This is a genomic window from Pseudomonas sp. yb_5, from assembly GCF_043103865.1.
GTDB lineage: Bacteria > Pseudomonadota > Gammaproteobacteria > Pseudomonadales > Pseudomonadaceae > Aquipseudomonas > Aquipseudomonas putida_Y.
In genome coordinates, this window is record NZ_JBICKE010000019.1 from 1 (window position 1) to 20012 (window position 20012).

The 20012-nt window shown below is 62.9% G+C and carries 13 protein-coding genes; 5 read left to right on the forward strand and 8 right to left on the reverse strand.

Annotation, left to right across the window (positions count from 1 at the left end):
- Positions 1 to 226: 226 nt before the first annotated feature.
- From ACF8GF_RS02335 to ACF8GF_RS02350, 4 genes are all read left to right on the forward strand, one after another.
- Positions 227 to 2659: a TonB-dependent siderophore receptor gene (locus ACF8GF_RS02335; RefSeq protein WP_176683541.1), complete on the forward strand. Its 2433-nt coding sequence runs from the start codon at positions 227 to 229 to the stop codon at positions 2657 to 2659.
- A 56-nt stretch (positions 2660 to 2715) separates the two neighbouring features.
- On the forward strand, positions 2716 to 3828 hold the full coding sequence (locus ACF8GF_RS02340) for a PepSY domain-containing protein (RefSeq protein ID WP_176683542.1): 1113 nt from the start codon (positions 2716 to 2718) through the stop codon (positions 3826 to 3828).
- Positions 3825 to 4010 (forward strand): hypothetical protein, encoded by a 186-nt coding sequence (locus ACF8GF_RS02345; protein ID WP_176683543.1) that lies wholly within the window; start codon positions 3825 to 3827, stop codon positions 4008 to 4010. The genes ACF8GF_RS02340 and ACF8GF_RS02345 overlap by 4 nt, the downstream gene beginning before the upstream one ends.
- A gap of 66 nt (positions 4011 to 4076) precedes the next feature.
- A complete protein-coding gene (locus ACF8GF_RS02350) occupies positions 4077 to 6863 on the forward strand; it encodes a dermonecrotic toxin domain-containing protein (RefSeq protein ID WP_392487837.1) in 2787 nt (928 codons plus the stop codon).
- Between the two features lie 18 nt (positions 6864 to 6881).
- Here ACF8GF_RS02350 and ACF8GF_RS02355 read toward each other — a convergent pair whose 3' ends face one another.
- From ACF8GF_RS02355 to glnE, 8 genes are all read right to left on the reverse strand, one after another.
- Entirely contained in the window at positions 6882 to 8324 is a 1443-nt protein-coding gene (locus ACF8GF_RS02355; RefSeq protein WP_392487838.1) for a lipopolysaccharide kinase InaA family protein, read from the reverse strand.
- Complete coding sequence (locus ACF8GF_RS02360) at positions 8324 to 9076, reverse strand: lipopolysaccharide kinase InaA family protein (RefSeq protein WP_392487839.1); 753 nt, start codon at positions 9074 to 9076, stop codon at positions 8324 to 8326. Before ACF8GF_RS02360 ends, ACF8GF_RS02355 begins: the two co-directional genes overlap by 1 nt.
- Positions 9073 to 9807 carry a lipopolysaccharide kinase InaA family protein gene (locus tag ACF8GF_RS02365; protein ID WP_176683547.1) on the reverse strand — a complete coding sequence of 245 codons (735 nt, stop codon included), beginning with the start codon at positions 9805 to 9807 and terminating at the stop codon, positions 9073 to 9075. Before ACF8GF_RS02365 ends, ACF8GF_RS02360 begins: the two co-directional genes overlap by 4 nt.
- Positions 9807 to 10613, reverse strand: coding sequence for a lipopolysaccharide core heptose(I) kinase RfaP (gene rfaP, locus ACF8GF_RS02370; RefSeq protein ID WP_176683548.1), 807 nt, complete (start codon positions 10611 to 10613; stop codon positions 9807 to 9809). The genes ACF8GF_RS02365 and rfaP overlap by 1 nt, the downstream gene beginning before the upstream one ends.
- Positions 10610 to 11734 carry a glycosyltransferase family 4 protein gene (locus ACF8GF_RS02375; RefSeq protein ID WP_176683549.1) on the reverse strand — a complete coding sequence of 375 codons (1125 nt, stop codon included), beginning with the start codon at positions 11732 to 11734 and terminating at the stop codon, positions 10610 to 10612. The genes rfaP and ACF8GF_RS02375 overlap by 4 nt, the downstream gene beginning before the upstream one ends.
- Positions 11734 to 12792, reverse strand: a complete 1059-nt coding sequence (gene waaC, locus ACF8GF_RS02380) for a lipopolysaccharide heptosyltransferase I (RefSeq protein ID WP_176683550.1) — start codon at positions 12790 to 12792, stop codon at positions 11734 to 11736. The genes ACF8GF_RS02375 and waaC overlap by 1 nt, the downstream gene beginning before the upstream one ends.
- On the reverse strand, positions 12793 to 13842 hold the full coding sequence (gene waaF / locus ACF8GF_RS02385) for a lipopolysaccharide heptosyltransferase II (protein ID WP_392487840.1): 1050 nt from the start codon (positions 13840 to 13842) through the stop codon (positions 12793 to 12795).
- Between the two features lie 202 nt (positions 13843 to 14044).
- On the reverse strand, positions 14045 to 16978 hold the full coding sequence (gene glnE / locus ACF8GF_RS02390) for a bifunctional [glutamate--ammonia ligase]-adenylyl-L-tyrosine phosphorylase/[glutamate--ammonia-ligase] adenylyltransferase (protein WP_392460592.1): 2934 nt from the start codon (positions 16976 to 16978) through the stop codon (positions 14045 to 14047).
- 383 nt (positions 16979 to 17361) lie between these two features.
- Between glnE and aceE the strand changes: the two genes are divergently transcribed.
- Positions 17362 to 20007 (forward strand): pyruvate dehydrogenase (acetyl-transferring), homodimeric type, encoded by a 2646-nt coding sequence (gene aceE / locus ACF8GF_RS02395; RefSeq protein ID WP_003255651.1) that lies wholly within the window; start codon positions 17362 to 17364, stop codon positions 20005 to 20007.
- Positions 20008 to 20012 lie beyond the last annotated feature (5 nt).

Consider the following 20012-nt stretch of genomic DNA (forward strand, 5'->3'; position numbering starts at 1 on the left):
AGCCGTTCACCGTTGCAGCCGCCACCGTATTCGCGGGTAAACCCGCTCCTACCACGGTGGTGGACACACATCGGGGTCGTCGTAGGAGCGGGTTCACCCGCGAAGTGGGCGGTACTGGCAAAACCTCTTTTAAATAATTCTCAATATTTTTCAGATTCACCCTGTCACTTTTCAGATCTCGCTCGGCAAGGAAGCAGCAAGCACTTACCCGTCGAGGAACCGCCGCATGTCCCGTGCCGTTGATCATATCCTGCGCCCCAGCCTGATGGCCCTGGCCATCGGCCTGGCTGCCCCGCTGACCAGCCCTGTCTTGTTCGCCGCCGAGCAATCCACGTCGCGCGCCTACAACCTGCCCAGCGCGCCACTGGCCACCACCCTCAACCAGATCGCCAGCCAGGCCGGCATTGCCTTGGCCATCGACCCGGCACTGGTCAGCGGCCGCACCTCGGCCCCGGTCAGCGGCCAATACGACGGCCTGGGCGCCCTGCAAGCCGCCCTGAGCGGTACCGGCCTGCAGTTGCAGCAGAGCACTGCGGGCAGCTACAGCCTGGTGGCCGTGCCGGATGGCACCCTGGCCTTGCCGGAAACCACCGTGAATGCCACCAGCGCCAGCGAAAGCGCCTGGGGCCCGGTTGAAGGCTACGTGGCCAAGCGCACCGCTGCTGGCACCAAGACTGACACGGCACTTGTGGAAGTCCCCCGCTCCATCTCTGTCGCCACCCGCGAGCAAATGAAAGACCGCGGTGTACACAGCCTGGATGATGCAGTGCGCTACATGCCAGGCATCGTCTCCGCCAGCTTCGGCAGCGACACCCGTTATGACTGGATGCGCGTGCGCGGCTTCGAGCCAACGCAGTTCCTCGATGGCCTGCCGCTGCCCCGCGGCGTGTACGCCAACCCGAAAGCCGAAACCTGGAACCTCGACCGCCTCGCCCTGCTGCGCGGCCCGGCCTCTTCGATCTACGGCCAGACCCCACCTGGCGGCCTGCTGGACATGGTCAGCCGCCGCCCGCAAGCGGAAAGCGCTCACGAAATCGAGCTTCAATACGGCAGCGACAACCATCGCCAGATCAACTTCGCCAGCACCGGCAAGATCGACGATGAAGGTCGCTTTCTCTATGGCCTCAGTGGCGTTATCCGTGACAGTGGCACCCAGATTGACCACATCGACAACAAGCGCTACAACATTGCCCCAAGCCTGACCTGGAACATTGACGAAGACACGACGCTGACCTTCCTCACCCAGTTCACCCGTGACGATACCGGTGCCACCAGCCAGTTCCGGCCCATCCAGGGCACCAAGATCGACATGCCGTTCGGCAAGATCTCGCACCACAAGAACCTGGGTGACCCGGATTACGAGTTCTACGACCGCACTTACTACGCGCTGGGTTACGCCTTCGAACACCGCATCAATGACGTCTGGCAGTTCCGCCAGAACCTGCGCTACACCAAGTCGGACCTGTCGTTCCAGACCATCACCCCTGGCAGTTACAACAAGAGCTCGCCACCGGTGCAGGACGATGGCACTGTCAGCCGCATGTCCACCAACACCGATGAAGACATCAGCCAGTTCGCGGTGGACAACAACTTCCAGGCGGACTTCGCTACCGGGGACATCGACCACACGCTGTTGATCGGCCTGGACCACCAGCGCATCAACACCAACTACCTGTCGATCTTCGACTTCAACGTGCCGGACAGCAACGTCAACAACCCGGTCTACGGGTTGCCGATCACTCGCCCGGATCGCTCGACCGCGTTTTACGACTACAACCAGAAAACCCGTCAGACCGGCCTGTATGTGCAGGACCAGATGGCGCTTGGTAACTGGCGCCTGACCCTGGGCGGTCGTGAAGACTGGGTGCATACCGGCACCAAGTTCTTCAACCAGGGTGATGCCACCAATACCCAGCGGGACAAGAAATTCAGCGGTAACGCAGCCATCAGCTACGTGTTCGACTCGGGCTTCGTGCCGTACCTGTCCTATGCCGAGTCGTTCCAGCCGTCCAGCAATGCCAGTGTGTCGGCCTCGGATTCGTTCAAGCCCACCGAAGGCAAGCAGTGGGAGCTGGGCGTGAAGTATCAGCCGCCGGGGTCCAACACCCTGTTGTCGGCAGCCGTGTACGACCTGACTCAGAAAAACGTCTCGGTCACCAACACGGTCGGTGGTGTGACCATCACCAGTCAGACCGGTGAAGTGAAAGTCCGCGGCCTTGAGCTGGAAGCGGTTTCCGATGTGACCGACAACCTGAAGGTCATTGCCGCCTACACCCTGGCCAAGTCCGAGGTTCAGGACGGCGATTTCAAAGGCAACCGTCTGCAACTGATGCCGAACCAGCAAGCGTCCATCTGGGGCGACTACACCTGGCACTCAGGCGTACTCGACGGCTTCGGCATCGGCCTGGGCGCGCGTTATACCGGTAATACCTACGGTGACCAAGGCAATACCTACCTGGGCAAGGCCAAGGCCTACACCGTCTTCGATGGGTCGGTGCATTACGACCTGGGTCGCCTGAACGGCAGCCTGAAGGGCGCGTCGGTAGCGGTCACCGCCACCAACTTGCTGAACAAGGATTACCTCTCTACTTGTGACTCGTACTACTGCTATTACGGCGATGAGCGCAGCGTTGTCGCCAGCGCCACTTACAAGTTCTGAGTGAACTGGGGCCGCCTTGCGGCCCCGGGTTCCAACCGACAACAATCGGTACCGTGATGAAAAGCCCCACCATCCGCCGCTGGTCCTTGATCCACACCTGGAGCAGCCTGGTCTGTACCCTGTTCCTGCTGTTGCTGGCAGTCACCGGCCTGCCGCTGATCTTCCACCACGAACTCGAACACCTGCTAGGCGACGCCCCTGAGCTGCGTGAAATGCCGGCAGGCACCCCGCACCTCGGCCTGCAGCAACTGGTGCTCAAGGCCGAACAACATCGCCCCGGCGAGGTCATGCAGTACTTCGGCTACGATGAAGACGAGCCCAACGGCGTGGTCGCCATTACCGCCGCCACCGCCGGCACCGATCCCAACCTGTCGCATACCTTCATGCTCGATGCACGCACCGGCGAGGCGGTGGCCATGCCGGCCGCCAACGGCGGTTTCATGATGCTGATGCTGCGCCTGCATGTGGACATGTTCGCAGGCCTGCCGGGCAAGCTGCTGCTGGCCTTCATGGGCGTATTGTTCATCGTCGCGATTGTCTCCGGCACCGTGCTCTATGCGCCATTCATGCGCCGCCTGGAATTCGGCACCGTACGCCACAAGAAATCCCGCCGCCTGCGCTGGCTCGACCTGCATAACCTGATCGGCGTGGTCACCCTGGCCTGGGCATTGACGGTGAGCGTGACCGGGGTAATCAGTGCCCTGTCCGACCTGGTCATCGCGGCCTGGCGCAATGACAGCCTGGCTGCGATGGTTGCCCCCTACCGCGACGCCCCGCCGCTCGTCGAGCGCGCCCCAGCCACTCGCCTGCTGGAAATTGCCGAGCAGGCCGCACCCGGCATGCGCCCGGATTTCATCGCGTTTCCAGGCACGCGTTTCTCCAGCGAGCACCACTATGCGGTGTTCATGAACGGTGCCACCCACCTGAGTTCGCACCTGTTCACGCCGGTACTGATCGATGCTCGCACCCTTGAAGTGACTGCCGTAGGCGACCGTCCCTGGTACATGGATGCCATGGGCCTGTCGCAGCCACTGCATTTCGGCGACTACGGCGGGCGACCGATGCAGATCCTTTGGGCGTTACTGGACGTGCTGACAATCATCGTGCTCGGCAGCGGCCTCTACCTGTGGTGGGGCAAGCAGCGTAAACCCAGGGAGGCGCGCGCATGAGCCACAGGTCACAAGCCACTGCACGCCTCTTCGCCTGGCCAGCGTTGATTTCCCTGCTTGGCTTCCTGGGCCTGTTCGCCGCACTGCTCGGCGACGGTGGCTGGGACGTTCTGGCCTGGGCCGGCCTGGGCCTGCCGGCCCTGCTGAGCCTGCGCGGGCTGCTCTGGCGTCGGGGGCACTAGCCCGCTACCACCCCGCAACCGCAGCTATTGCCAAGCATGGGGTTTCCTCAACCAAGGACCCGCCCCATGCGCCCCCTCGAACAACTGGAACAGATCGACCGACAAATCGGTGACCTGCTCGACGGCCTCCCGACCCTCGACCTTCAACACCCCATCGACCCCGACACACGCACCTGGCTGCACGGCGAACTGGCCAGCTTCTGGACCACGGCCGATGAGCAAGGCGAAACCCCCAGACAAAAGCTGCTGGCACTGCGCAAGGCGCTGATGCTGGCCGAGGTTGAACTGCGCCTGGGCGACGAGACCTTGGGCTACCGCTCAGCCGATCAACTATGGGCCTGCCTGCAACAGCCACTACCCTCCCAGCGCAGGCATATGCCCCTGGCCAAAAGGCCACAGGTCTACCGCGTTCTGCTGGAAGGCCTACGGCCCAACTGGCGAAGCTACCTGCCAGGCACACTGATCATCGTTGCCGGTACCCCCGAAGGCCCTATGCTCACGCCTCAGGATGCCGCAGGCGCTGCCTTGCTGTGCAGCCTGTCACAAGGCATCGAGGCCTTCGACTCCCTTGCCGCACTGCACCTGGAGCTTTGCGAACGCCTGGAAGACCCACTCCAGAGCAGACCGCTGCTGCATCTGTACACTGACACGCAGGCGGACCGCGCTCGCCGGTCACAGCGCCTGCGCTATGAATGGTACGCCGACAGCCTGCTGGAGGCCCAGATCGACAGCGTGATAGAAGCCCAACGCCAACGCCTGAGTGACACCGGCTTGTGGAGCAACGGCTCACCCGACCAGCACACCCGAATACGTAAAGCCCTCACGCTATGGCACGAAGTCGGCGCCAAGCCCATCCTGCAAACACGCTACTCCCAATTGCTTGAGAAGAACCTGCCCAACTGGCTGCGCAATACATCTGCGCAAGGCCTGAGCCATATGATGCAGGCCATGCAAACGCTGGTGGCAATCGCCGAGCAGGCTGCTGCCCCGGGAGTGCTGAGCCTTGACGACTTCAAGCAACGCAATAGCCTGCTGGCCTGGGCCAACGCACGCCTTCGCGAGCGCCTGAGCCATGACCTGGGGTACGAAACAGATCCTCGCGAGATCAAGATCGTGGTCGTACGCGCCCGCCGCACGGGCGCAATCATGCATCCCTTCGCCCTCTCATCCTATGTCACCTATGCAGGCATGCGACGCGTGGGCCACGAGATGGTGGAGATGGTCGAGGAAATCAACACCCTCGAAGAGATCGCCCTCAAGAACTTGCCGTGGTTCGATACCGACTACTGGCTGACTGCCCGGGTGATCCATGCCCACGGCAAAGCCATGCCCGCCGGGCTCACGCCGCAGTATGTCAAGCACATGGTCCGGGAACTGAACGTGGGTGACAGCTACGCAAAGTACCTGCACACCCAACTCATCAGTTCCAGAGCAGGCAAATGGCGCCTGACTGCGCACAGCAAGGTCAACCGTGCACGCATGCGCGCTGAAGCAGTCAAGGCGCACTACGCCGGACACTTTGGCGAAGACCCTTTCGAACATGGCTACAACTGGGTGCGCGCAGTGCTGGACCAACCACACAATGCCTTGCGTGCGCCAGTAGCAGGCTACCCGGTCACTGTTCGCCAGTTGAACATCATGGGCCATACCGTGCAGGGCGTGCTGCTGCTCAACAGCACCCCCTACAAGTCTCCGGCATGCGTGCTGTACACCCCGGAGGCCCCGGACCGCAGGGCCTGGCGCCGTTTTCGCACGACCCGCGAACTGCTTCGCACATTGCGCCAGCAGCCCACGTTGAGAGCATATGTGGCCGAACGCCTGCCATTGCTGCCTGCTGCTACGGTGCAGCAGCTGCTGGACAAGGGGCGCATGAGCACGCATTTGAGGACACCCGAGATCCAGGACGACCTGTTCTTCGTCTACTACATGGCCGAAGCCCGGGCGCTGATTGCTCAGGCCGATGCCGACAGCATGACGACCAGGGAAGTGAATGTGGAGTCGGTCATGGCGCTGAGCTGGCGCTTACTGGACTTCATCAGCCTGCTGCTGCCGAACCGCGCGTTGCTGGTACTGTCGATCGGCCGCATGGCAATCGACATCTGGGATGGCGCCGAGGCCTTCAAGCAAGAGGATGTGGAAGGGGTGATGCGGCATGCCTATCAGGCGCTTAGCCACCTCAACGATGCGGGTACCAGTTTTCTGGGTTCCAGAGTGCTACGCCGATCCCTGCGCGGGATCCCCAAACCACCGCCACTGCCGCTACCCGCACGCCTCCAGGTAAAACCGGGCAGCAGCAGCCTGCGCTATCGCATAGACGGTATCTACGATGAAGGTGTATACGAACAACGCTCGGCGTTTGGTGGGCTGTCGCTGTACTTCATCAAGGACAACGACAACCGCTACTATCAGGTCAGCTTCGACGGCTACCGCTGGCGGGCCCTCGACCCTGGCCAGCCAGATGCCTATCTGCAGCAACCGCTCAAGCGCAAAGCCGACGGGCAATGGGTGATCGACTCACCGGTGCTCTGGTACGACGGGTTGCCCGACCTGAAGCAGTTGCTGCAGGACTGCTATCTGCAAGTGCCAATGGCTGGCCTGCCGGTAAACATCGAACAAGGGCTTTTTCAGGCTGACGATCAGCTGTACCTGGCGCTCAAGGACGGGCAGTTGCCTGTGCGCCGTCACCTGCTGCCGGATCATTACCACTTGCAGATTGCCGTTGCCAGCAACGCCAGCGTGGTGCCGTGGGCGGTGCTGCGCCACGAAAACGGCCAGTGGCTGATACGCGTTCGCCAGGCAGGGCGCAGCAGTGACTGGCTGACACTGCCAGATCAACCACCGCCGGCCCACTGAAAGCCCGAACCGGCGCCCTTAGTCGACCAGTTTCGGCAAGAGCCGGTCCAGCCGCTGATGCAAGGCACTGCCATTGGGCCAGTTGCGCAGCAGCCGTGCCCGGTCACGGGCATAGGCCGGTGCGAAGCTGAGCTGGGTGGCATGCTGGCACATGGCATCAAGGTCGATCAGCGACCACTGGCCGTTGTGCCAGAACAGGTTATGGCCTTTGAAGTCGCCGTGGCTGATGCGCTCGCGAATCAGCTGCTGCATCACGTGCACCAAGGCCTCCACCTGCTCCTCGGGCGCATCGCCGCTTTCGACGTAGGGCGCGAAGCATGCCGTCAGATCCGGGCCGTCGACATACTCGGTGACCAGGTAGGCACGGCAGCGCAGGCCCAGCACCCGCTGTTCCAGCACCGCGAGGGGGCGTGGCGTGGCGATGTCGAGGAACTCCAGGCGGTGGCCTTCAATCCAGGAATGCCAAGCCCTGCTCGGGCGCCAGAAGCGCTTGAACCAATGCGCGGTGTTCTTGATGTTGTAGCGCTTGATCACCAACTGGCGACCGTTGACCTCAATGCGCGCCACGCTGGCAGCGCCACCGGTCTTGTACAAATGGCCGGTGTCGATCAGCGCATCGGCCTGCTCCAGTACAGGCTGCAGGGCCTCGACCTCACTGCGGCGGATCGCCTGCAAGCCCGAAAGGGTGCGCTGGACGCTGAACAAGCTGCACTCGCGGCCAGCCTTGTCCAGATAGTCCTTCTGGCGCCAGTTGCGCACCTTGTCCACCTGTTTCTGCAGCGCTTCCAGCGGCAACGCATGCTCGGCGTTGGCCAGCAGGTAATGCACCAGCAGCTCTTCGATGAACGGCTCCAGGCGCTTGGGCAACTGGGCGAAAAACACCCCGAGGTTTTCCAGCACGCGTGGACGCGACAACTGCTGACCGGGCGTTTCCGCCCTTATGCCCGCACCGTCGATCAGGTACAGCTTGCCGGCATGGCGCAGCAGGTTGTCCAGGTGCAGGTCTTCCTGCCAAAGGCCTTGGGCGTGCATGTGCGCCACGGCCGTGAGCGCTTCGCCCAGCACCAGGTGCTGCTCGTCCGCCAGCACTGGCAGGTTTTCCACTGCGGCCCAGGCATCGGCCAGGCTTTGGGCACCGTCAAGGAATTCGAACAGCAGCCAGCCACCCTCGCCTTCCTTGAGGCCGTCGGCCAGTAGCGTCGGCGTGGTCAGTCCTTGTTTGGCCAGCAATTTCACACCCTGCAGTTCGCGCTGGAAATGCCGTGCAGCGTTACCACCGACCAGCAACTTTGCCAGCACCGGTGTACCGCGCCAGACACCAGCGCCCACATAACGCTGGCCCGGCAGCACGCGCAGCAGGCTGAGCAATTGCAAGTCGGCGCTGCCAGCGGCATCAACCAACGTGATGCTCAGGGGCAGCGATGGGCTGCGCCCGGCATCCTTCAATTCAGACAAACGCATCAGCGGGCCTCTTTTTCACGACGGCGTTGCGTCAACCGTTGCAGCCAGCTATCGACCAGCGCGCCGTCGGCGGGCTGCCCCAGGTAGGTAGCCAGCAAAGTACGTACATCCTGCACGCTCCACGCCTGGGTGCGGCGCAGCAGCGGCTCCAGGTCCTTGAGGCGGTCACGCATGCCGAGCAGCAGGGGACGGGTCTTTTCCAGGTCGATCAGTTGCGCATCCCAGCCGTCGCGCCGTTGGCGCAAGAAAATGTGCTTGGGGTAGAAGCAGCCATGCACCTGGCCGGCGCTGTGCAGGGTACGCGCCAGCTGGCCGCAGGCCTGCAGGATGTCAGTGCGCTCGGCCTTACCCAACCGCGGCCATTGCGCCAGCAGGCTTTCGAGGTCGGCCCATTCGTCCAGAGCGCGGGTCATCAGGATGGCCCGGTGCTTGCCACCCTGCTTGCGCTCGCCGTAGAACACCGCCTGCAATGCCGGAATGCGCAGCTTCTGGTAGCGACTGATGTTGCGGAATTCCCGGGCGAAGGTGGGCTCGCCGAACGGCCGGTGCAGGGTACGGGTCAGGTAGTCGCTCTGGCGCTTGAGGTAGTAGCCCTTGCCTTCGAGTTCCAGACGGAAGACGCTGCTCCAGCCACCACGGCCGGTGTTGGGTTCGTCCACAGCATCAAGTTGCAGCGCCCACAGCGCCTCGAAGTCGTCCAGGCCATGGCGCTTGAGCAGCGCGAGGTCCGCGCTGGCCAGGTAATCGGTCATTCCCTTCCCTCGAAAAAGCCCAGTACCCGACGAATGCGCTTCTTGTCACGCACATTCAGCCGGTCACGGCCACGGTATTGCAGGTAGAAGCGCAGGCGCTGGGTAGCTGACAGGTGGTATTTGGCCACTTTGTCCAGGCATGCCAGGTCCTTGATCATCCGGTGGCGCCACATGAATCCGCGCCAGAAGTCGCCGGTGGGGCAGTCGATGAAGAATAGCGTGCCCTGGTCATCGACCAGCAGGTTGCGCCACTTCAAATCGTTATGGGCGAAGCGGTGCTCGTGCATGACCCGGGTATGGCGCGCCAGTTGACGGCTGATATGGTCGACCCAGGTGCGGTCGGCCAAGCGCGGATCGTTGTGTTCGGCCAGGGCCGACAGGTCTTCGGTGCGCGGCAGTTCACGGGTGATCATCGCGCCACGGCCAAAGGCCAGGCCGTTGCGCTCCAGGCCCCAGGCCACGACTTCGGCGGTGGGGATACCCCATTTGGCGAACTGCTTGAGGTTTTGCCATTCGGCCTTGATGCGTGGCCGCCCCAGATACCGGCGCATGTGCTTGCCGGCCCCGGTGTAGCGCTTGACATAGTAGTTGATCCCGTCACGCTCGATGCGTACCACCTCACTGAGCGGATCGCGGGTCAGCCGTTCGCCCTGGAGGGCGAATACCGCATCGAGGCTGCCGAAGTCCGCCGCCAGGTGTTCGTACCCCGGCGCCAGTGTCCAACTCGCCATCAGAGTGCATCCCCATAGCGTTGCTTGCGATCGTAGAGTTTCTGGGCCTTGCGCTCCAGCCAGGCGAGCAGCGCGGCTTCCTCCTTCAGCACCTGCCGCAGCGGACGCTGGAAGTAACCACGCAGGAAGCGCAGCTTGTCGCGTTGGGTCAGGCCGATGTCCAGGGCCGAAAAGTACAGCGCAGCCAGGTCCTTGTCACGCCAGCGGCGGCTGATCGTGGCACGGGTTTGCGCACGGTGCAGGTCGATCACCGACAGCTTGAAGTCATCCGCCGTCACCGGTCGGTCGGTGTGCAGCAGGAAATGGCAGATGTAGCAATCGCGGTGGTTGACCCCGGCGCGGTGCATGCCGCCGGTCATCTTCGCCACTTCTGCGATAAGTGCACGCTTCAGGCGCGGCTCGGGCGGCTGCTTGACCCAGTCGATGCTGAAGTCTTCCAGGCTGATGGTGGGCGCCAGCTCTTCGGTGATGATGAACGAGTGCTGCGTGGCCGGGTTGCTGCCACGCTCGCCGTAGGCGACTGCGGTCATGGTCGGCACACCCACTTCGTGCAGGCGTTGGATCGCCCGCCATTCCTGGCCGGCACCGAGTACCGGCAGCTTGGCGGTGAACAGGTTCTTGAAGATCTCGCCCCAGCCGATGCCACGGTGGATCTTGACGAAAAAGCCCTCGCCAGCCACCTCGGTGCGCAGCGTGCGGCGCCCTTCCAGCTCGCGATAGACCTCGCCTTGCAGCGCCTCCACGGCGTCGAAGGCATCACGCCCGGCCCACAGGCGTTTGAAGGGCTCGGCCAATATCAGCTTCATGCGGTTTTTTGCCCCAGGATCACGTCGGCAGCATGCTGTGGCATGCTGTACAGATCGGCGCTATCAGCAAATGCCAGGCCATTGCGCGACCAGCTGGCACGCGCCTGCGGGTCTTCGAGCATGCGCTGCAGGTAGCCGTTGAGCTGCTCTTGTTCGAACGGCTCGTCCAGCACCAGGCCGCTGTCGGCCTCGGCAATGTAGTGGGCATAACCGCACACCTTGGACACCAGCACCGGCAAGCCGGCGACCAACGCTTCGAGCAGCACCGTACCGGTATTCTCGTTGTAAGCCGGGTGAATCAGCAGGTCGGCGCCCAACAGGAAGCGCGGGATGTCGCTGCGACCCTTGAGGAACTGCACCTGGTCGCCCAGGCCCAGGGTAGCGCTTTGCAGCTGGAATACCTTGGGGTCGTCCTGGCCGATCACCATCAGCCTGGTGCGTTTGCGCAGGGCTGACGGCAGCGCGGCCAGTGCCTTGAGGCTGCGGTCCACGCCTTTGGTCTTGAAGCCTGAGCCAATCTGCACCAGCAGCAGGTCGTCATCCCCCAGGTCGAATTCCTTGCGGAACTCGGCGCGGATCTCGGCGGCATTGGCCGGCGCACGGCGATCCTGGGAAATGCCTGGCGGCAGCAGGTGGAAGCGTTCTACCGGGGTGCCGTAATGCTTGATGAACAGCGGCTGCTGCACTTCGGAAATCATCAGCACTTCGGTATGGGCGTCCTTGGCGAACACCGCACGCTCGTACTCGGCAAAGTGCCGGTAGCGGCCCCAGCGACGGTACAAGCCACCGCGCAGGGTCTGCGCCTTGTCTTCGAAGCAGCCGTCGGCGGCGTAGTACACGTCCAGCCCCGGCATCTTGTTGAAGCCGATCAGGCGGTCGACCGGGCGCTTGGCCAGGTCAGCGGCCATCCAGGCACTGAGCTTCTCGTTGCGGCGGTGGTTGAAAATCGCCTTCACCGGCGCCACCAGCACTTCGAAACCCGGTGGAATGTCACCCTCCCAGATCAGCGTGTACACGCGGATCTGGTGGCCCCGCTTCTGGCACTCCAGGGCAATGCGCATGAAATCGCGCTGCAACCCGCCGAAGGGGAAATATTTGTAAAGCACGAAAGCCAGTTGCATCAACGGACATCCTCAGCCAGCAGCAACGCGCTCAAGCGGCTCGCCACATGCTCGGGATTCAGGCGAGTGAAGCACAGCGGCCACTCGCGTTTCAGATCGAACCGGGCCAGGTCATCGGCGCTCGGTTTGTAGGTGCACTTCTTCTGCAGGCAGGGAGCGCAAGGCCAGTCACTGGCCTGGTGAATCTGGGTCCGTCCGTAGGCGCCAGTCAGGCCCGGGTTGGTCGGGCCAAACAGCGAAAGGGTGGGCACATCGAGCGCCGCCGCCAGGTGGCCAAGGCCGGTGTCGACCGCCACGCAGGCCTTTGCCGCCGCCAGTACACGAGCGACGCCGGCAAGGTTCAATTTGGGGAGCACCTGGCAGTTGTTCAAGCCTAGGGCAATTCGCTCGGCCCGCGCCTTCTCGGCCGGATTACCCCAGGGCAGGCGCACTTCCAGCTTGCGCCGGCCCATGCGCTCGGCGAGTTCGCGCCAGTAGGCTTCGGGCCAGTGCTTGGTCGCCCAGGTGGTGCCATGCAGGAACACCACATAGGGCGCAGCCGGCGGCAGTTGCAGGCGGTCGAGGTCCAGGCCGTAGTTGCCGATGCCTTCTGGCAGGTCGTAGGCCAGGGCCATGGCAAACAGCTGGCGTACCCGCTCCACCGCATGCTGGCCGGTGGCGACCGACAGAGGCCGGTCGTAGAAGCGGCTGGCCCAGCCTTCGCGGGCCGAGTAGCGGTCCAGGCCGGCTACGGGTGCCTTCACGTAACGGGTCAACCAGGCCGACTTGACCAGGCCCTGGGCGTCGATCACAAGGTCATACTTGCGCTCGCGAACGCGCTGCTTGAACGCCTTCCACTCGCCACTCTTGATGGTTTGCCAGAGGTTCTTGCGCCAGCGACGGATCGCCACCGGGATGACCTGGTCGACCGCAGGGTGCCAACTGGGGATTTCGGCGAAGCCTTCTTCCACCACCCAATCGAAACGGATGCCTGGAATGGCATGGGCGGCATCGGTAAGCGCCGGCAGGGTGTGGATGACATCCCCCAGCGACGAGGTCTTGATGATCAGTACCCGCACTTAGTCGACCTCGGCCACGGTATCGATCAGGTCCGGTCCGCCTAGGCTGTGCAGGGCGGCGATCACTTTGCCCGGATCCAGCAGACGCAGGCAATTGTAATGTCCGAAGCGACAGGTGCGGTCAAAGCACGGGCTGCACTCGATACCGGTGCGCACCACTTCCACCTGTTCGGCCAGCGGCGGGGTGAAGCCGGGTGAAGTCGAGCCGTACACCGCCACCAATGGACGGTTCAGCGCAGCGGCCACGTGCATCAGGCCGGAGTCGTTGGACACCACGGCATGGGCGCAGGACATCAGGTCGATGGCCTCGGCCAGCGAGGTCTCACCGGCCAGGTTGGACGACTCTTCACGGAACCCCGGAATAAGCCGGTCGCGGATCTGCTCACCGACCGGGTGATCGTTCTTGGAGCCGAACAGCCACACTTGCCAGCCTTGTCGAATCATCGCATCGGCCACAGCGGCATAGTGCTCTGCCGGCCAGCGCTTGGCTTCGCCAAACTCGGCGCCAGGGCACAGCGCCAGTACCGGACGGTCCAGTTCCAGGCCGAACTTGGCCAGGGCGGCGTCGCGGCTTTGCGCTTCGATCTGCAGGTTGGGACGCGGGTATGGCTGCGGCAGCTCGGCGCCGGGCGCGTAAGCCAGGGCCATGAAGCGCTCGATCATCAGCGGGTAGCGGGTCTTGTCCAGCTTGCGCACGTCGTTCAGCAGACCGAAGCGCATTTCACCGCGCCAGCCGGTGCGTTTTGGAATGCCGGCAAAAAAAGGCACCAGCGCCGACTTGAGCGAGTTGGGCAGCAGGATGGCCTGGTCGTACTGGCCGGCCAGGGACTTGCCGATGCGCCGCCGCGTGGCCAGTTCCAGCGCACCGTGGCCGAGCGGGAAGCTCAAGGCCTGACGCACTTCAGGCATGCGTTCGAGGATCGGCCGGCTCCACTCGGGGGCCAGCACGTCGATCACGCAGTCGGGGTGCTGCTGTTTCAGGCACTGGAACAGGGTCTGCGCCATCACCATGTCGCCAACCCAGCTGGGGCCAATGATCAGTATTCTCATGCTCAGTCCAGAAACGCTCGGGGAGGCTACAGGCTGCGGTCCAGCCTGGCCTCCCCTCTTTATATTCAGGCTATGTGGCGGACAGTGTACCACTCACATGGCCTATTCGCGGGCAAGCCCGCTCCCACAGGGATTGCACACTGCTCAGGGCCTGTGCAGTACCTGTGGGAGCGGGCTTGCCCGCGAACAAACCAACACGGTATCAGCTTAAACCCAACTCACCCCAGATCCGCCGCACTTCACGGCGTTCATCGGCAAACTGCGCCGCATCGATCACCCCGGCCTGCTTCTGCAGGGCCTGGCGGTGGGAGGCCGAGCGGAACGCCTTGTACACTTCACGCAACAGCACCGCGTCACTGGCCGGCATCAAGTTCGCCTGCTCCAGCTCTTCCAGAATGCGGATGTTATCGGTCCATCGAAGTATGGCCGGATGGTCGTGGGACCAGGCCAAAGCGGCGTATTGCACCATAAATTCGATATCGACGATACCGCCGGCATCCTGCTTGATATCGAACGGCACGCCGGCGTCGAAGGCGTTCGCCCCCGTACCGGCAACCGTAGCCTTGGTACCGAGGTTGTCACGCATCTTGGCGCGCATTTCACTCACCTCGCTGCGCAGTTTTTCCAGGTCGCGCGCCTGGCCCAGTACCTTGGCGCGCACACCTTCGAATGCCGCCCCCACCTGCTTGCAACCCACCAGCACACGGGCCCGTACCAGCGCCTGGTGTTCCCAGGTCCAGGCTTCGTTCTGCTGGTAGCGTTCGAACGCACCCAGCGAGCTGACCAGCAGCCCCGAGGCGCCGGACGGGCGCAGGCGCATATCCACGTCGTACAGTTGGCCCGAGTTGGTCTGGGTGGTCAGCAAGTGGATGATGCGCTGCCCCAGACGCGTGAAGAACTGCGCACTGTCGATAGGCTTCGCACCGTCGGTTTCCGCCTGCGGATCGCCGTCATGGATGAAGACCAGGTCCAGGTCCGAACCGTGGCCCAGTTCCAGGCCGCCCATCTTGCCGTAACCGATGATGATGAAACCCGGGTCGCACAGGCTGCCGTCGCTGCGCTTGGGTTGGCCATGACGGGCCACGGTCTGGCGCCAGGCCAGGGCCAGCACCTGGTCGAGGATGGCTTCAGCCAGCCAGGTCAGGTAGTCGCTGACCTTCATCAACGGCAGGTTGCCGCTGATTTCCGAGGCGGCCACGCGCAGGCTGTGGGCCAGCTTGAAATGGCGCAGCGCCTCCATCTGCTGCTCCAGGTCGTCCTCGGGGATGCGCGTCAGGCGCTCGCGCAGTTCGCTGGCCAGTTCTGGCGCCAAGGGCGGGCTGAACAAACGGCCCTCATTGAGCAGTTCGTCGAGCAGCAGCGGGTACAAGGCAATCTGCTCGGCAATCCACGGGCTGGCAGCGCACAGCGTCAGCAAACGGCGCAAGGCACCCGGGTTTTCGGTCAGCAGTACCAGGTAGGCAGAACGCCGCGCCACAGCCTCGACCAATGGCAGCACCCGCTCAAGCACCAAGTCGGGGTTGTCATGCTCCACCGCCTGGGCCAACAGCCGCGGGATGAATGCGTCTAGTCGCTCACGGCCGATGCGCTGCATCGAGCGCAACTGCGGGCTGGAACGCAGCCCGGCCAGGCGCCGCAAGGCTTCGGCGGGTTGCTTGAAGCCAGCCTCTTGCAATTGCCGGCCAGCGGCTTCTTCGTCCTGCGCCTGCTCCCACAACGGCGACCACTCGCCACCCACCACCAGTTCGCCTTCACCGTCTTCATCATCCGGGTCGGCAATGACCTGGCGGAAGTGCCAGTCGATGCGGCCACGCCAGTACATCAACTGGTCATGGAAGCTCTGCCAGTCGGCAAAGCCGAGCATGTAGGCCACGCGTGCCTGATCGGTCTCACCTTCCGGCAACATTTGCGTCTGGCGGTCGGCAATGGCCTGGATCGCGTGCTCGGTGTACCGCAGGAACTCATAGCCCTCACGCAACTCGGCCACCACTGCTGGCGGCAGGTAGCCTTGGCCTTCCAGGGTGGCCAGCACCTTGAGCAACGGCCGCTGCTGCAGGCTGAGGTCGCGCCCGCCGTGGATCAGCTGGAAGGCCTGGGCGATGAACTCCACTTCGCGAATACCACCGGCCCCCAGCTTGATGTTCTCGGCCATGCCCTTGCGCCGCACTTCCTGCTGGATCAATTGCTTCATGGTGCGCAGCGCTTCGATTGCGGAAAAGTCCAGGTAGCGGCGGTACACGAACGGGCGCAGCATCTCCTGCAACTGCGCGCCAGCCGCCTGGTCGCCGGCCACCACCCGCGCCTTGATCATCGCGTAACGTTCCCAGTCACGGCCCTGGTCCTGGTAGTACTGCTCCAGTGCATTGAAGCTGAGCACCAGGGCACCCGCCGAACCATAGGGACGCAGACGCATGTCAACGCGGAATACAAAGCCGTCGACGGTAACCGGGTCCAGCGCCTTGATCAGCCTTTGGCCCAGGCGCGTGAAGAACTCCTGGTTGTCCAGCGAGCGCTTCACCCCTTCGGTTTCACCGCCCTCGGGGAAACCGAAGATCAGGTCAATGTCCGACGACAGGTTAAGCTCTACCGCTCCCAACTTGCCCATGCCCAGCACCACCATGTGCTGCGGCTGGCCGCTGCGGTTGCCGATGGGTGTCCCGAACTGCTGGCAATGGCGCGGGTACAGCCATTGGTAGGCTTCGTCGATGGCCGCATCGGCGAGGTCCGACAGGTCACGGCAGGTTTCGCCAAGTTCCGCCTGACGAGTGATGTCGCGCCAGATAATGCGCAGCTGCTGGCGGTTGCGCGCGCGGCGCAGGTTGCGCGCCAGTTCGTCCTCGCTCTGTGCCGCCTGGGCCGTTGCGGCGATTTGCCCGCGCAGCTCACCGGGGGCGTAACGCCGCTCCAGCTCGCCACTGGCCAGCAGGGCGAACAGCATGGCCGGCTCGCGCTGGGCCAGGCTGAGCACGAATTCACTGGCAGCAGCCACCTGGTCGAACTGCTGCCGGTGCAGCGGGCTCCAGGCCTGCAGGTCGAGTTCGGGGTGGCCGGCCACGGCATCGCTGATGAACTGCTGGTTGCGAGTGACCAGCGGCTGCAAGGTGGCGGGCAGATCGGAGGGCAAAGGTAGGCGCATGGTCTATCCTTGATCGGCGTGAAATAGAGGGGAAAAAGCGGCCAAGGGGAAGCCGGACCACGGTTGGACTGTCGTACAAAAGTTGGAAATAGCTGAAAAAAACGAAATCTTGGCAATAAACATCAAGAACCACCCGTTCGCGACACAATGCCAACCAACATGAACGTTTTTCCTCACAAGCCAAGGTGCGACCAAACGTCGCACAAATGTAGTTTTACTACTACTCGTGTCGTGTAAAAGCATGAAATGCGAAAGCAAATGTAGTAAAACTACAACGCGCCGGAAGACACCCCGGTAATCCAAGAATTCACGACGTCTGCCCATAAGGCCAGTCGCAATCTCAGGCAATCGATTCTGGTTGCCTTTCCGCCCTGGAGCAAGCCATGCAAGACCTCGATCCAATCGAAACCCAGGAATGGCTGGATGCCCTGGAGTCGGTCCTCGACAAAGAAGGCGAAGACCGCGCTCATTACCTGATGACCCGTATGGGCGAGCTGGCCACCCGCAGTGGCTCCCAGCTGCCGTATGCGATCACCACGCCATACCGCAACACCATCCCTGTCACCCACGAAGCACGCATGCCTGGCGACCTGTTCATGGAACGCCGCATTCGCTCGATGGTGCGTTGGAACGCGCTGGCCATGGTCATGCGCACCAACCTGAAAGACTCGGACCTGGGCGGACACATCTCTAGCTTCGCCTCCAGTGCCACCCTGTACGACATCGGCTTCAACTACTTCTTCCAGGCCCCTACCGAAGAACACGGCGGCGACCTGGTCTTCTTCCAGGGCCACGCATCGCCAGGCGTCTACGCCCGTGCCTTCATGGAAGGCCGTATCAGCGAAGACCAGATGAACAACTTCCGCCAGGAAGTGGACGGCAACGGCCTGTCTTCGTACCCGCACCCATGGTTGATGCCTGATTTCTGGCAGTTCCCGACCGTTTCGATGGGTCTGGGCCCGATCCAGGCGATCTACCAGGCACGCTTCATGAAGTACCTGGAAGCCCGTGGTTTCATCCCGGCCGGCAAGCAGAAGGTCTGGTGCTTCATGGGCGACGGTGAGTGCGACGAGCCGGAATCCCTGGGTGCAATCGCCCTGGCCGGCCGCGAGAAGCTGGACAACCTGATCTTCGTCATCAACTGCAACCTGCAGCGCCTCGACGGCCCGGTTCGCGGCAACGGCAAGATCATCCAGGAACTCGAAGGCGTGTTCCGTGGCGGTGGCTGGAACGTCAACAAAGTCGTCTGGGGCCGTTTCTGGGACCCACTGCTGGCCAAGGACACCAACGGTGCCCTGCAGCGCCGCATGGACGAAGTCATCGACGGCGAGTACCAGAACTACAAAGCCAAAGACGGCGCGTACGTTCGCGAGCACTTCTTCAACACCCCGGAACTCAAGGCCATGGTCGAAGACCTGTCCGACGAAGAGATCTGGAAGCTCAACCGTGGCGGTCACGACCCGTACAAGGTCTACGCGGCGTATCACCAGGCTGTGAACCACAAAGAGCAGCCGACCGTCATCCTGGCCAAGACCATCAAGGGTTACGGCACCGGTGCTGGCGAAGCCAAGAACACCGCGCACAACACCAAGAAGGTCGACGTCGACAGCCTGCGTCACTTCCGTGACCGCTTCGACATCCCGGTCAAGGATGCCGACCTGGAGAACCTGCCGTTCTTCAAGCCGGAAGAAGGTTCTGCCGAAGCCAAGTACCTGGCCGAGCGCCGTGCTGCCCTGGGCGGTTTCGTGCCACAGCGCCGTGCCAAGAGCTTCAGCGTGCCGACCCCGCCACTGGAAACGCTGAAAGCGATCCTGGACGGCTCGGGCGACCGCGAAATCTCCACCACCATGGCCTTCGTGCGTATTCTGGCGCAGCTGGTCAAGGACAAGGACATTGGCCAGCGCATCGTCCCGATCATCCCGGACGAAGCCCGTACCTTCGGTATGGAAGGCATGTTCCGTCAGTTGGGCATCTACTCGTCGGTCGGCCAGCTCTACGAGCCAGTCGATAAAGACCAGGTGATGTTCTACCGCGAAGACAAGAAGGGCCAGATCCTCGAGGAAGGCATCAACGAAGCCGGCGCCATGTCGTCGTTCATCGCTGCCGGTACCTCGTACAGCTGCCACAACCAGCCGATGCTGCCGTTCTACATCTTCTACTCGATGTTCGGTTTCCAGCGCATTGGCGACCTGGCCTGGGCCGCTGGCGACAGCCGCACCCGTGGCTTCCTGATCGGCGGTACCGCCGGCCGTACCACCCTCAACGGTGAAGGCCTGCAGCACGAAGACGGTCACAGCCACATGATGGCGGGCACCATCCCGAACTGCCGCACCTACGATCCGACCTACGGCTACGAGCTGGCGGTGATCATCCAGGACGGCATGAAGAAGATGACCGAAGAGCAGCAGGACATCTTCTACTACATCACCGTGATGAACGAATCCTACCAGCAACCAGCCATGCCGGCCGGTGTCGAGGAAGGCATCATCAAGGGCATGTACCTGCTGGAAGAGGACACCCGCGAAGCCGCACACCACGTACAACTGATGGGCTCCGGCACCATCCTGCGCGAAGTCCGCGAAGCCGCGAAGATCCTGCGTGAAGAGTTCAACGTCGGTGCCGACGTGTGGAGCGTCACCAGCTTCAACGAACTGCGCCGCGACGGCCTGGCCGTGGAACGCGCCAACCGCCTGAAGCCTGGCCAGAAGCCACAGCAGACCTACGTCGAGCAGTGCCTGAACGGTCGCAAAGGCCCGGTCATCGCCTCTACCGACTACATGAAGCTGTTCGCCGAGCAGATTCGCCAGTGGGTACCGAGCAAAGAGTTCAAAGTCCTGGGTACCGACGGTTACGGTCGCAGCGACAGCCGCAAGAAGCTGCGTCACTTCTTCGAAGTCGACCGCCACTTCGTGGTGCTGGCTGCCCTGGAAGCCCTGGCTGACCGTGGCGAGATCGAACCCAAGGTTGTTGCAGACGCTATCGTCAAGTTCGGTATCGACCCGGACAAGCGCAACCCACTGGACTGCTGAGGAGT